We start from the raw sequence: 13161 nt of genomic DNA on the forward strand, positions 1-13161 counted from the left end.
CGCGATCGATAGTCCCATGACCGGATTTTTTTCCGCAATAAGGAATTGATGCGATGTGAGCGGCGCATCGCGCGGCGCAGCAAGCACGGGCTTGCTAGACGGCGCGGGCGGTTATGCGGCGGTCTTCCGTGCCAATCCGCACGACATCTTTTTGACCTGGTGATAGCCGACGCGCGACAGGGTTACACCGTCGCGGCTCACTGTCGCGCCGACTTCGACGTACGTGCGTGAAAAGAATCTCGAGCCAGCACCCCGGATCACCCCTGGGGGCTCGACGAGGCTCGGACCGGCCAGGTCGCCGCAGTCCTGTGTGCGTTGCCGCCGCCATTCGAGGAGGCGGAGGCGGATGCCGTGCGCGACCGCGCGTCATCCGACACCCGCGTCGGATCGAGCTCGCGCAGCACACTCGCACGGCCGCCGTCGTCGCTCGGCAATTCCGGCTGCCCGCGCGCAAAGGCCGGCATGGCCGTCGCCGCGAGCAACGCGGCGACCACCATCCGGGAACGGAGCTTCGTCACGTTCCCCGGCTTCATTGCGCGCTCGCGGTCGATACGGTCGTTGCCGCGCCGGCCATGGCGGTGCGCGGGTCACCGTGCGCGATCGCGTAGAGCTCGCGGTTGCGTGCGACCGTCGCCGCGCTCGGCGGATAGTCGGAGTTCGAAGTGGGCACGATGCCGTCGCGTTCTGCCTGAACGAGATCGGCGATCACCTCGGCACGGGTCACGCCGGACGACGAAGTTTGTGCGAAAGCGGCGACCGGCGTTCCGACGACGACGGCGAGCAGTGCGGCTGCGATCAGTTTGCGATTCATGATGAAACTCCCGAGAACGGTTCAATGAAGACGCATCGTCGATGCGCCGCCGGCGGGACCGCAATCGCGATTCGCCGCCTGACACGTCCATTCTGGCGATCGACCCGTACCCCACGCTGACCGCCAGATGACAACTTTGAAATCCGTCGCCCGCGCCCGGATAACAGTTTCGTAATGTTCAGGTCAGCATCGGGTCAACGCCGCGCCAGCAGACTGCATGCTCACCGCATCGAATGCGGCACCCATGCCCTGCTTCGAGGAAAAAATCATGTGGATCGTCCGGCTGGCGCTGCGCAGGCCCTATACCTTCGTCGTACTCGCATTGCTGATCTTCATCGCGGGACCGCTCGCGATCCTGCGCATGCCGACCGACATCTTCCCGAACATCGACATTCCGGTCGTCAGCATCGTCTGGTCGTACAACGGCTTTTCCGCCGAGGACATGGCCAAGCGCATCACGTCCAACTACGAGCGCGCGCTGACGTCGGACGTCGACGATATCGAGCACATCGAATCGCAGTCGCTGAACGGCGTGTCGGTCGTGAAGATCTTCTTCCACCCCGGCGCGGACATCAATCGCGCGATCGCGGAAGCCGCGAGCAATTCCGCGTCGATCCTGCGGATCCTGCCGCCCGGCACGCTGCCGCCGAACATCATCACGTACAACGCGTCGACGGTGCCGATCCTGCAACTCGGACTGTCGAGCAACACGCTTGCCGAACAGCAACTGTACGACCTCGGCAACAGCTTCATCCGCACGCAGCTCGCGACCGTGCAGGGCGCGGCGGTACCGCTGCCGTTCGGCGGCAAGATTCGCCAGATCGTCGTCGACCTCGACACGCGCGCGCTGCAGGCGAAGGGGCTCGCGCCCATCGACGTGGTGAACGCGATCAACGCGCAGAACCTGATCCTGCCGGGCGGCACCGCGAAGATCGGCACGCGCGAGTACAACGTGCAGATGAACGGCAGCACGCAGACGGTCGCCGCGCTGAACAACCTGCCCGTCAAGACGATCGACGGCAATGTGGTCTATGTGCACGACGTCGCGCACGTTCGCGACGGCTACGCTCCGCAGACCAACATCGTGCGCGTCGACGGCAAGCGCGCGGCGCTGCTAACCGTCGAGAAGACCGGCAGCGCGTCGACACTGACGATCATCGACCAGGTCAAGGCGATGCTGCCGAAGATCGCGGCCGGCTTGCCGAAAGCGCTGCACATCTCCGCGCTCGGCGATCAGTCGGTGTTCGTGAAGGCGGCGGTCCAGGGCGTCGTGCGTGAAGCGCTGATCGCCGCCTGCCTGACCGCGCTGATGATCCTGTTGTTCCTCGGCAGCTGGCGCGCGACGTTGATCATCGCCGTATCGATTCCGCTGGCCGTGCTCACGTCGCTGCTCGCGCTCGGCGCGCTCGGCCAGACCATCAACATCATGACGCTCGGTGGGCTCGCGCTCGCGGTCGGGATACTCGTCGACGACGCGACCGTCGCGATCGAGAACATCACGCATCATCTCGAACGCGGCGCGCCGCTGGAAGACGCGATTCTGACCGGTTCGGGCGAAATTGCCGTGCCGACCTTCGTGTCGACGCTGTCGATCTGCATCGTGTTCGTGCCGATGTTCATGCTCACGGGCGTCGCGCGCTACCTGTTCGTGCCGTTGGCCGAAGCGGTGATCTTCGCGATGGTCGCGTCGTATTTCTTCTCGCGCACGCTGGTGCCGACGCTCGCCATGGTCCTGATGCGCGCGAAGGGGCAAGGCCGCCCGCCGCGCGGCGTGTTCGCGCGCATCGCACGATTCCAGGCCGCGTTCGAACGTCGCTTCGAGGCGGTCCGGCTGCGCTATCGCGCGCTGCTGTCCGCGGCGATCTCGAATCGCCGCCGTTTCGCGGCCGCGTTTCTGCTTGCGTGCGCCGCATCGACCGGCCTGTTCGCGTTCGCCGGCCAGGATTTCTTCCCGTCGATCGACACGGGCGAGATCCGTCTGCATCTGCGCGCCCCGACCGGCACGCGGATCGAGGAAACCGCGCGCCTCACCGACGAAGTGGAAGCGCGCATCCGGACCGTGATTCCGGCGAATCAACTGGCCGGCATGCTCGACAACATCGGCGTGCCGGTGAGCGGGATCAACCTCACGTACGACTCGTCCGACCCGATCGGCACCGAGGATGCGGACGTGAACATCACGTTGAACCCGAACCATGCGCCGACGGCAGCGTATGTCGCGAAGCTGCGCAACCTGCTCGCCCAATCGTTCCCGGGCGTGACGTTCGCGTTCCTGCCGGCCGACATCGTCAGCCAGATTCTCAACTTCGGACTGCCCGCGCCGGTCGACATCCAGATCGTCGGCAACAAGCTGGACCAGAACCGCGCGGTGGCGAATGCGCTGCTTGCCAAGCTGCGCGGCGTGCGCGGCCTCGTCGATACGCGCATCCAGCAGCCCGGCGACGAGCCGGCGATCAATGTCGACGTGGACCGCACGAAGGCGATTCAGGCCGGCCTCGAACAACGCGACGTCGCGCAGAACCTGCTGATCGCGCTGTCGGGCAGTTCGCAAACGACGCCGAACTTCTGGCTCGATCCGCGCAACGGCGTCAGCTATCCGTTGATCGTGCAGGCCCCGCAATATTCCGTCGATTCGCTGCAGGCGCTGGCGAACATACCGCTGCCGACGGGTGCCGCACGCCCGCCGCAGACGCCCGCCGGCGGTCCGGCCGCAGGCGCGGCCGCCCAGAACCTGCTCGGCGCATTGGGCGCATTCTCGCGCGCGACGCAGCAGGCCGTGGTGTCGCATTACAACGTGCAGCCCGTGCTCGACATCTTCGCGTCGGTGCAGGGGCGCGATCTGGGTGGCGTCACGGCCGACGTGACGAAGCTCGTCGACGATGCGCGCGCGCAACTTCCGCCCGGTTCGTCGATCGTGCTGCGCGGCCAGGTTCAGGCGATGCACGAATCGTTTGCCGGGCTGCTGGGCGGGCTCGCGATCGCGATCGCTCTCGTCTACTTGCTGATGGTCGTCAACTTCCAGTCGTGGCTGGACCCGCTCGTGATCGTCGGCGGCCTGCCCGCGTCGCTCGCCGGCATCGCGTGGATGCTGTTCGTCACGCGCACCACGCTGTCGGTGCCCGCGCTGACCGGCACGATCCTGTGCATCGGCATCGCGACCGCGAACAGCATCCTCGTCGTCAACGCGGCGCGCGAGCTGATCGCGAGCGGCGCATCACCGTGGCAGGCCGCGCTCGAGGCCGGATTCAGCCGCTTCCGTCCGGTCGTGATGACCGCGCTCGCGATGCTGATCGGCATGCTGCCGATGGCGCTCGGCCTCGGCGACGGCGGCGAACAAAATGCCCCGCTCGGCCGTGCCGTGATCGGCGGGCTGGCGTTCGGCACGCTGTCGACTCTGCTGTTCGTACCTGTGCTGTTCGGCTTCATCCACGCGTGGCTCGACCGACGCCGCGAAGCGGCCGACGCCCGCCCCGCGCAGGACATGCCGGTGGTGCGCTGATCAAGCACGCATCCCGATTCCCTACGACTCGCCCGACATCGAACTCATCATGAACGACACGACCGAACCTCTCGCCCCGCCGCCGGCTGCCGAACCGGAAACGATGCAACCTGCCGCGCGCGGCGCAGCGCCGGAAACACCGCCGCCCCGGCGCGGGCGCAAGCTGGCCGTCCCGCTTGCCGCGATTGCCGTCGCCGCCGCGCTGCTCGCGATCGGCATCGTGCCGCGCGTCGACGCGCGCGCCGCGCAGCGCCACCAGGTGGCGGCACAGCAGGCGCTGCCGGTGACCGTGCTCCAGCCCGGCGCCGCACCGGCCGACCAGACACTCACGCTGCCGGGTGCCGTGACGCCGTATGCGGAAGCGTCGATCTACGCGCGCACGAGCGGCTACATCGCCCACTGGAGCGCGGACATCGGCACGCATGTGAAGGCCGGGCAAACGCTCGCGCAGATCACGGCGCCCGACCTCGACGCGCAGCTGCGCCAGGCGCGCGCGGACGCGGCGACCGCGCAAGCGAACTACGACTATGCGAAATCGACCGCGCTGCGCTGGCAGGACATGCTGAAGACGCAATCGGTGTCGCAGCAGGACACCGACACGAAGGTGGCCGACATGAACGCGAAGCGCGCGATGCTCTCGTCCGCGCAGGCCAATGCCGCCCATCTGAACGAGCTCGTGTCGTTCGAATCCGTGACCGCGCCGTTCGACGGCGTGATTACCGCGCGCAACGTCGACGTCGGCACGCTCGTCACGGCGGGCGGCACGCCGGGCAGCCCCGGGCTGTCGGGCGAACTGTTCCATCTGGAGCAGACCGATACGCTGCGCGTGTTCGTCGACGTGCCGCAGGACAGCGCGACCGGCGTCTCCACCGGCACGGCCGTCTACCTGACCACGCAGCAGTATCCGGGGCGGCGCTTCGCCGCGCACGTCGCCCGCAGCGCGGGCGCGATCGACCCGGTCACGCGCACGCTGCGCGTCGAGATCGACGTCGACAATCGCGACGGCGCGTTGCTGCCCGGCGCGTATGCGCAGGCGCACCTGCTCGTGCCGAGCGCGGCGCCGGCGTTCGAGTTGCCGGTCAGTGCACTGCTGTACCGGCCGAACGGCGTGACGGTCGCAACGGTCGACGCGAATGGACGCACGGCGCTGAAGACCGTGCAGATCGGGCGCGATTTCGGCACGCATGTCGAGATCGTTGCGGGGCTCGGCGCGACCGATCGCGTGATCGACAACCCGGGCGATTCGATCGCAAACGGCGAAACCGTGAAGATCGTATCGGTCGAGCACGGCGCGGTGCCGGCCGCTGCGCCGGCCGCGCAATCGGCCACGGCGAGCGGTGCGCCGTCAGCGCCACGCGCGGCGACGTCCATGCCCGCCTCCGCGCCCGTTGCGCCTGCCTCGAACGCCCGCACCTGACCCGCCATGCCTACCTGCGAGATTCCCGCCATGCGCCTTCCTCACCCGCTCCCGTTCGCCCGCCGCGTCGTCGCGCTCGGCGTTGTCACCGCGTTGGCCGCTTGCTCGACGCTGCCGCCCTATTCGCCGCCGACCGTCGCGGTGCCCACGCACTATGCCGGCGCGCCGGCCGCGCAACCGGGCTGGCAAGTCGCGGCGCCGGCCGATGCCGCGTCGCGCGGCGCGTGGTGGACCGTGTTCAACGATGCGGATCTGAACGCGCTCGAAGCGCGCGTCGACGTGTCGAACCAGACCGTGAAGAAAGCCGTTGCCGACCTCGAGCAAGCGCGCGCGACGGTCGACTACCAGCATGCGGGGTTTCTGCCGACCGTGACGGCGGGCGTGGCGCAAAGCCGTTCACGCATATCGCAGAACAAGCTGGGTTCGTCACTCGCCGGCAAGACGACACCCGACCATCAGGTCGGCGTCGCGGCAAGCTGGGAACCCGACGTGTTCGGCCGCGTGCGCGATGCGGTGGCAGGTGCGCAGGCGAACGCGGACGCGAGTGCGGCCGATCTGCAAGCCGTCAAACTGTCGGTCACGGCCGAACTCGCGACCGACTATTTCGCGCTGCGCTCGCTCGACACGCAAAAGCAGCTACTCGACGACTCGGTGCGGGCCTATGCGGATGCGCTGAAGCTGCTGCAACAGCAGCTCGCAGCCGGCGCGATCGATGCGTCCGCCGTCGCACAAGCCGAAACGCAACTGGAAGCGACGCGCACGCAGGATACCGACATCGACGCGTCGCGCGCGCAGCTCCAGCATGCGATCGCGACGCTCGTCGGCGAGAACGCATCGACGTTCGCATTGCCGCCGCGCGTTCAAGCGTTCGACGTGCCGGCCATTCCGGCCGGCGTGCCGTCGCAACTGCTCGAACGACGGCCTGACATCGCCGCTGCCGAGCGTCGCGTCGCGGCCGCGAACGCACAGATCGGCGAAGCGCGCGCCGCGTTCTTCCCCGACCTCGTGCTGTCGGCGAGCGCGGGGCTCGAAAGCGGGTTCTTCATGCCGTGGCTGACCGCGCCAAGCCTGTTCTGGTCGCTCGGCCCGCAACTCGTCGGCACGCTGTTCGACGGCGGCCGGCGCAGCGCGACGCTGCGCGGCGCGCACGCGCAGTACGATGGCGAGGTCGCCGACTATCGGCAGACCGTGCTGGGCGCATTCCAGCAGGTGGAGGATCAACTGTCCGCGCTCGATGCGCTCGCGTCCGAAGCCGCGAGTCAGCAGCGCGCGACCGACGCGGCCGACCTGTCGCTGCGGCTGACGACGAATCGCTTCAATGCCGGCGCCGTCAGCTATCTGGACGTGGTAACCGCGCAGACGATCGCGCTGACCAATCGGCGTCAGGCCGACCAGATCGCCGCGCGCCGGATGGAAGCGGCGGTCGGATTGCTGAAGGCGCTGGGCGGAGGCTGGCACGCGGGCGCGGATATCGCCGCTTCCGCCGCCGGGTCGGGCACGGCGATCAAGACGCAGCGTTCCTGACGAAGATGAGGATGAACCGCGTGCCCGCCGCGTCGCTTTCGACGCGCGCGGTGCCGCCGTGCAGCTCCATCACCGAACGCACGATCGCGAGCCCGAGCCCGGCCGTGCCGCCCGGCACGCCGCCGCTGCGCGCGGGGTCGCCGCGCACGAACCGGTCGAAGATGCGCGGCAGCAGCGCGGGATCGATCGGCTCGCCTGGATTCTCGACGACGACGCGTACCGCGTCCGCCGTTTCGTCGACGCTCAGCGCGATGACGCCGCCCGCAGGCGTATAGCGCAGCGCGTTCGCGAGCAGGTTGCCGACCGCGCGGCGAAACAGTTCGACATCGGCAGTCAGCTGGCCGTGCCCTTCCACACGCAGCGTCGAACCCGCTTCATCGGCGAGCCCTTCGAAGTACTCGGCGATGCGCGTCAGCTCGTCATGCACGTCAAATGCGCGCTGCCGCGTCACGAACGTCGGATGTTCGGCGCGCGCGAGAAACAGCACGTTCTCGATCATCCGTGCAAGACGGTCGTATTCCTCGAGATTCGATTCGAGCAGCGCCTGGTATTCGCCGGGCGAACGCGGCCGCGCAAGCGCCACCTCGGTCGCGCCGCGCATGTTGTTCAGCGGCGTGCGCAGGTCGTGCGCGAGATCGGCGCTGAATTGCGACAGATGTCCGAAAGCTTGCTGCAGCCGGCCGAGCATCGCGTTCTGCGCATCGACGAGCGCGCGCAGTTCGCGCGGCGCGCGCGCGGCGTCGAGCCGCGCGTCAAGCTTGTCAACGGTGATCCGGCCGGTGTTCGCGACGATCTCGCGCAGCGGTGCGAGCGCCGTGCGGATCAGCCAGTAGCTGAGCAGCATCGCGCACAGCGCGCCCAGCCCGCCGGCGAGCTTCAGCTTGTCGCGATAGCCGTCGAGCAGTTCGGCGCGATCGCTCATGTCGCGCGCGATCGCGATGCGAATCTGCGTACCGTCGCGCAGCATCGCGCCGGCCACGACACCGCGCACGGACGTGCCGCCGTCGGCGCGCCATGTCGCGATCCGGTCGACCGTGATCCGTTCGGCCGCCGGCACCGGCGTCGCGTGGGGCGGAAACAGCTCGGCATCGGGCAACGCAGGCGGTGCGGGCGGTGCGGGTGACCCCGTGCCCGACGCAGCGGGCGGCAGATCCTCGCGTTCGTTCCGCTTGACGTTGTGCCGCGCGAGCACGTTGCCCCGCTCGTCGACCACGGCCATCGACAATGCCGTGTTGCCGAGCACCTGGCTCGTCAGCCGGTCCGCGTGCGCGCGCACGGCGTCGAGCGAATCGAGTTCGCCCGCGAGCCGGCGCGTGTGTCGTGCGGCAAGCACGATGTCCAGATCGTCCTGCGTCCTCACCTGCCGCTCGAGGCCGGTATACACGTACGTGCCGACGAGCGCGAAGACCGCGAGCATCGTCGCCCCGAACGCGAGCGCGAGCGTCGCGCCAAGCGATCGACCGAGCGTCATGCACCGTCCTTCGGTTCGAGCACGTAACCTACGCCGCGCACCGTATGGATCAGCTTGACCGGAAACGCATCGTCGATCTTCGCGCGCAGTCGCCGGATGGCGACTTCGACGACGTTGGTGTCGCTGTCGAAGTTCATGTCCCACACATACGACGCGATCTGCGTGCGGCTCAGCACCTCGCCTTGCCGACGCGCGAGCAACTGCAGCAACGAGAACTCGCGTGGCGTCAGGTCGATCCGCGCCGTGCCGCGCTTCACACGGCGGCGCACGACGTCGATTTCCAGGTCGCCGACCACGATGCGCTCGGTCTCGCGCGGCGGCCCGCGGCGCGCCAGCGTGCGGATGCGCGCGAGCAGTTCGACGAATGCGAACGGCTTCACGAGGTAATCGTCGGCGCCCAGTTCGAGGCCATGCACGCGGTCCTGCACATCGTCGCGCGCGGTCAGGAACAGCACGGGCGTGGTATGGGTGTCGCGCAGGCGCTTGAGCACGCCCCACCCGTCGAGCACGGGCAGCATCACGTCGAGCACGATCACGTCGTAGTTCTCTTCCTGCGCGAGCATCAGCCCTTCCGCGCCGTCCTTTGCGAGATCGATACTGAAGCCGGATTCCTCGAGGCCTTTCTTCAGATACGCGGCCGTCTTCGGTTCGTCTTCGACTATCAGGATGCGCATGCTCGGCTCCATCGCATTCGGTTGGAATATGCGGCGATGTTACCGGTAAACCGGCGCGCGAAAGGCTTCGCCGACCAGCGGCACGGCTCGATTACGAAAATGTAATCGGAGGGTCAGCGTGTTGACTGTCGCGGCGTTGCGCACGTCGTGACGACGCGGCGGCTATTTGTCATGTCGCGGTGTGCGCCGCACGTTCGCTTCCCGCGTAAAGGGCTGCTGGCGGGATGGTGGTCGATGTCGGCGGGGGGGCGCCCGCGTCGGCGCTACCGTTTCCCGCGGCGCGCGGCGGCGGCGGAGTGAACGACGTATTGCTGCCACTCGTCGTGCGCGGTGCGACGCGCCCTACTCGCTCTTGTTCGACTGAACCAGCCGCAGAATCCGGCTGTCGTACGGCGACTGCATGACTTCCGCGATGCGGACGTCGGACGCGGCCGGGTGCAGCGGATTCAACAGGAAGTTGTGCGCGTGCGGCACGACGACGCTCGGTACGCGTAGCAGTGCGCTCGGCTGCGTGTGCAGCCACTCGGTGCCGGCGCTGCGGGTCCAGTCGACGTTCTCCCGCCAGTCGGCCGGCGCATCGCCTTCCGCGATCTCGGCAACGTCCACCGATTCGGACACCTCGATGCGCAGCAACTGGTATCCGCTCGGCAATTGCGCAACGGTGGCCATTTCGAAGTGGACGAGCGTCTCGAGCAGCGCGAGCGCCGGATGCTCGGCGAGATAGACGACGGGCTGCCCGGCAAAGTGCCAGCGCCCGCCGGCCCGCAAGCCGCCGATGCCTTTCAGATCGGCGTAATTGCTGATCCGCCACAGCGTCGTCAAGCGAAATACCCTTCGTCGATCTGCGTGAGCGCCTCTTCGACGAGTCGCGCGCCGTGCTCGGTGCTCGACATGTCGAGCGACGTGCGGCCGCCGAAGCGCTGGAGCCCGTTGCGCAGCCACGCCATCGCCTTGTCCTGGTCGCCGAACGTGGCCGTCGCCTGCGCGACGATGCGCGCAAGCCGGATCGCCTTGTCGGATTCCTCCGGCGACAGGCGCTCGTGCGCCTGGCGGCGATGGCTCAACGTGCGCCGCGGGATGATGAAGGCGAGTTCGTCCGACTTCAGGCCGCGCTCGGACAGCCGATCGATCACCGCGACGTCGACGCGCGCGCTGGCCAGCTCGGCGAGATCGGCGCCCGAGCGCACGCGAATCGCGAGCAGTTGCTCGAGTATCGTGAATTCGGCCTGGCGCGGGTGCGCGACGCCCGAAGGGTGAAACGCGATCGTGCTCATGATGCTTCTCCGGCAATTTGCCCAATCATTATAGGCGTTTTGCCGAAGGCGGGCGGGTTCTTGTCGTTCCCGGTTCGATCGCGCGTCGTCGCGGGCGGCCCGTTTCGGCCCCATTACCCGTGGTCGCGGGGGGCGCACTCGGCGGTTTGCGGAGGAGCTGACGCAGTGAAATTCAAGATATGAAGGCCTGCACCGACGTCATGGGGTTGTCACGTAACAACTTTTCTAAGGAATAGCGAGCGACAGGCGCGACACGCGCCGTTGAGCGCGCCCTCCCTCCCGCGCCCCGCCCGACGCCCGTCCCGATCAGCCTGCCCACGCCGACGATCGGATCACGCTGCAGAAATTGCCTGCATGGAAATGCGAATCTTTGTCGGCCAGCACATCGGCCTTCACGTTGCCGAACGTCGTGTCCGGTTTGTGCCGGATGCCGTCGTAGAACGTCTGGATGATGTCTTCCTTGAAATGCGGCGTACGTGGATGCGCGCGAACGACGGCATCTCGTTCGACGTCGCTGTACTCCTGATACGCGAGGCCCAGCACGTCCATCTCGACCCCTGCAGTGACGAGCGCGACGACCGGATGCATATGCTTCGGAATGCCCGGCGTGGTGTGCAGCGCGATCGCTGTCCACACGATGTCGATGTCCTGCTGCGAAATGCCCTTGCTCTTCAGGAAGTCGCGGGCGGCATTGGCGCCGTCCACTTCGAATCGTTCGCACGCGCTGCTGTGCCGATGCGTGAGCCCCATGTCATGAAACATGCAGCCGCAATAGAGCAGTTCGGGATCGTAGCGGAGCCCCCGGCGCTGCCCCGCGAGCGCGGCGAAGTAGTAGACGCGGCTGGAATGATGAAACAGCAACTCGGACTCGGTATCCCGTACGAGTTCGGTGATCTCGCGAGCGAGTTGGCTATCGGGAACGGTGATGCCGGCGACGTTCACAGTCATGATCGACCTCCATTGAAGACAGCACCCATTTTCGGGAGGCCCGGGATTGGCATCAATCGTCGTATTACGCCAAATCCTGCCATTTCACTCGATCGACGGCCATCGCTGCCGCAACGCTCGAATCGAGCCCGCGAAGTGCACCGATGCCCCGCTCGTCGCCTTGCATCGCGGGTCTATACTGCTACGCGTCACGTTCGACACATCGATACAACACGCAACCGAACATGCCGAAGGTCGTGGGAATTTTCGCGGTACCGGGCGTACAACTGCTCGACGTCTCCGCGCCGCTCGACGTATTCGCCCAGGCCAACGTCGAGTGCGGCAAGCCGTTCTATACGCTGCGGATCATCGCGAGCGAGTCGGGGCCGCTCCGCACGTCATCGGGCGCGCAATTGCTGGCCGACTGGATCGCTCCCGACATTCCCGATCGCCTCGACACGTTGCTCGTCGCCGGTGCGCCGCATACCGCCGGGGTCGCGCTGCGAACCGACGTCCTCGCATGGCTGCGCTCGGCCGCCGTGCAAAGCAAGCGGTATGGCTCGATCTGCACCGGCGCCTTCATCCTCGCGGCGACCGGCCTGCTGAAAGGACGACGCCTGACGACGCACTGGGCCGCCGCCGACGCGCTCGCCGATGCGTATCCTTCGCTCACGGTCGAAGCGGACGCGCTGTACGTACGCGACGGCAAGCTGCGCACCGGCGCAGGCGTCACGGCCGGGCTCGATCTCGCGCTCGCGCTGGTCGAGGAGGATCTCGGCCGGGAAATCGCGCGGCGCGTCGCCGCGCAACTGGTCATGTTCTTCAAGCGCCCGGGCGGGCAGCTTCAGTTCAGCCGCAGCGGCGAGGCGCGGCCGGCCGGGCGCTCGGTGCTGCAGGAAGTCCAACGCTGGATCGCCAGCCATCCAGAACTCGAACACTCTGTGGCCGCGCTCGCGAAGCATGCGGGCATGAGCCCGCGCCACTTCGCGCGGCTCTTTCGCACGGAGGTCGGCATGACACCGGCCGCGTGGGTCGAAGCGACCCGCATCTCCGCGGCCCGGCAACTCCTCGAAAACGGACATGACACGCCGAAGCAGGTCGCCGCGAAATGCGGCTTCGCAAACGTCGATACGCTCAGACGGGCGTTCGCGAAGCATGTCGGGATCACGCCGGCCGAATACCGGAAACGACAGTCGGTCGTCGACGAGTGAGTGACGCAGTATGCGCGACGATGCGGCGTTAATACTCGCGTCGGTGCATGAGAAGGCGGAGTCGGTCGGGATCGCACAGCGATGGGCAAACGCACTTCCCTGCCCGCAAACAATGCTTCGTTATCCGATTTAATTGATCCTTCGACCGACCGAGCTCGGCGTGCGGTTGCAATACACCTCTGTCCCGGATCGCGCCAGTTCCTGATTCAGCATCGCCAATCGCGTCGCGCGAATGTGCACCGACACGCCAATAATCCTCAGACAAAACCCGGCTCCCCGCCAATCGTTTACCCAGTTGCAATAATTATTCGCTGGAACGCCTATTTCCGACCGGTATCGCGATCGCTACGATG

11 protein-coding genes are annotated in these 13161 nt (G+C 67.2%); 4 read left to right on the top strand and 7 right to left on the bottom strand.

Annotation, left to right across the window (positions count from 1 at the left end; genetic code table 11):
- Positions 1-257: 257 nt before the first annotated feature.
- The gene (locus ACP26O_RS31265; RefSeq protein WP_175666410.1) at positions 258-533 is read right to left on the bottom strand and encodes a hypothetical protein; all 276 of its coding nucleotides are present in this window, start codon (positions 531-533) and stop codon (positions 258-260) included.
- Positions 530-811, bottom strand: a complete 282-nt coding sequence (locus tag ACP26O_RS31270; RefSeq protein WP_175666409.1) for a DUF4148 domain-containing protein — start codon at positions 809-811, stop codon at positions 530-532. The genes ACP26O_RS31265 and ACP26O_RS31270 overlap by 4 nt, the downstream gene beginning before the upstream one ends.
- A gap of 268 nt (positions 812-1079) precedes the next feature.
- On the opposite strand from ACP26O_RS31270, the gene ACP26O_RS31275 reads away from it, so the two are divergent.
- From ACP26O_RS31275 to ACP26O_RS31285, 3 genes are read left to right on the top strand one after another with little or no spacing between them, the layout of a single operon-like run.
- Positions 1080-4310, top strand: a complete 3231-nt coding sequence (locus ACP26O_RS31275) for an efflux RND transporter permease subunit (RefSeq protein ID WP_175666408.1) — start codon at positions 1080-1082, stop codon at positions 4308-4310.
- Positions 4311-4359: 49 nt separating this feature from the next.
- Complete coding sequence (locus tag ACP26O_RS31280) at positions 4360-5727, top strand: efflux RND transporter periplasmic adaptor subunit (protein ID WP_175666407.1); 1368 nt, start codon at positions 4360-4362, stop codon at positions 5725-5727.
- A 30-nt stretch (positions 5728-5757) separates the two neighbouring features.
- Positions 5758-7251: an efflux transporter outer membrane subunit gene (locus ACP26O_RS31285; RefSeq protein WP_175666406.1), complete on the top strand. Its 1494-nt coding sequence runs from the start codon at positions 5758-5760 to the stop codon at positions 7249-7251.
- On the opposite strand, the gene ACP26O_RS31290 is transcribed toward ACP26O_RS31285, so the two are convergent.
- The 5 genes from ACP26O_RS31290 to ACP26O_RS31310 form a co-directional block, all read right to left on the bottom strand.
- The gene (locus ACP26O_RS31290; protein ID WP_175666405.1) at positions 7232-8722 is read right to left on the bottom strand and encodes a heavy metal sensor histidine kinase; all 1491 of its coding nucleotides are present in this window, start codon (positions 8720-8722) and stop codon (positions 7232-7234) included. The two genes, ACP26O_RS31285 and ACP26O_RS31290, sit on opposite strands and share 20 nt — an antisense overlap.
- Entirely contained in the window at positions 8719-9396 is a 678-nt protein-coding gene (locus ACP26O_RS31295; protein WP_105830306.1) for a heavy metal response regulator transcription factor, read from the bottom strand. Before ACP26O_RS31295 ends, ACP26O_RS31290 begins: the two co-directional genes overlap by 4 nt.
- 342 nt (positions 9397-9738) lie before the next feature.
- Entirely contained in the window at positions 9739-10218 is a 480-nt protein-coding gene (locus tag ACP26O_RS31300; protein WP_175666404.1) for an RES family NAD+ phosphorylase, read from the bottom strand.
- Positions 10215-10670, bottom strand: coding sequence for a type II RES/Xre toxin-antitoxin system antitoxin (gene parS / locus ACP26O_RS31305; RefSeq protein WP_006753033.1), 456 nt, complete (start codon positions 10668-10670; stop codon positions 10215-10217). Before parS ends, ACP26O_RS31300 begins: the two co-directional genes overlap by 4 nt.
- 306 nt (positions 10671-10976) lie before the next feature.
- The gene (locus tag ACP26O_RS31310; protein WP_175666403.1) at positions 10977-11618 is read right to left on the bottom strand and encodes an HD domain-containing protein; all 642 of its coding nucleotides are present in this window, start codon (positions 11616-11618) and stop codon (positions 10977-10979) included.
- Between the two features lie 224 nt (positions 11619-11842).
- Between ACP26O_RS31310 and ACP26O_RS31315 the strand changes: the two genes are divergently transcribed.
- Positions 11843-12808 (top strand): GlxA family transcriptional regulator, encoded by a 966-nt coding sequence (locus ACP26O_RS31315; RefSeq protein ID WP_175666402.1) that lies wholly within the window; start codon positions 11843-11845, stop codon positions 12806-12808.
- Positions 12809-13161 lie beyond the last annotated feature (353 nt).

Origin of the sequence: Burkholderia sp. R-40 (assembly GCF_049942845.1) — a bacterium.
Taxonomy (GTDB): domain Bacteria; phylum Pseudomonadota; class Gammaproteobacteria; order Burkholderiales; family Burkholderiaceae; genus Burkholderia; species Burkholderia ambifaria.

Excerpts from the sequence above, each read along its gene's own strand:
- ACP26O_RS31265 (WP_175666410.1), bottom strand. The coding sequence starts at position 533 with ATGAAGCCGGGGAACGTGACGAAGCTCCGTTCCCGGATGGTGGTCGCC.
- ACP26O_RS31270 (WP_175666409.1), bottom strand. The coding sequence starts at position 811 with ATGAATCGCAAACTGATCGCAGCCGCACTGCTCGCCGTCGTCGTCGGA.
- ACP26O_RS31275 (WP_175666408.1), top strand. The coding sequence starts at position 1,080 with ATGTGGATCGTCCGGCTGGCGCTGCGCAGGCCCTATACCTTCGTCGTA.
- ACP26O_RS31280 (WP_175666407.1), top strand. The coding sequence starts at position 4,360 with ATGAACGACACGACCGAACCTCTCGCCCCGCCGCCGGCTGCCGAACCG.
- ACP26O_RS31285 (WP_175666406.1), top strand. The coding sequence starts at position 5,758 with ATGCGCCTTCCTCACCCGCTCCCGTTCGCCCGCCGCGTCGTCGCGCTC.
- ACP26O_RS31290 (WP_175666405.1), bottom strand. The coding sequence starts at position 8,722 with ATGACGCTCGGTCGATCGCTTGGCGCGACGCTCGCGCTCGCGTTCGGG.
- ACP26O_RS31295 (WP_105830306.1), bottom strand. The coding sequence starts at position 9,396 with ATGCGCATCCTGATAGTCGAAGACGAACCGAAGACGGCCGCGTATCTG.
- parS (WP_006753033.1), bottom strand. The coding sequence starts at position 10,670 with ATGAGCACGATCGCGTTTCACCCTTCGGGCGTCGCGCACCCGCGCCAG.
- ACP26O_RS31310 (WP_175666403.1), bottom strand. The coding sequence starts at position 11,618 with ATGACTGTGAACGTCGCCGGCATCACCGTTCCCGATAGCCAACTCGCT.
- ACP26O_RS31315 (WP_175666402.1), top strand. The coding sequence starts at position 11,843 with ATGCCGAAGGTCGTGGGAATTTTCGCGGTACCGGGCGTACAACTGCTC.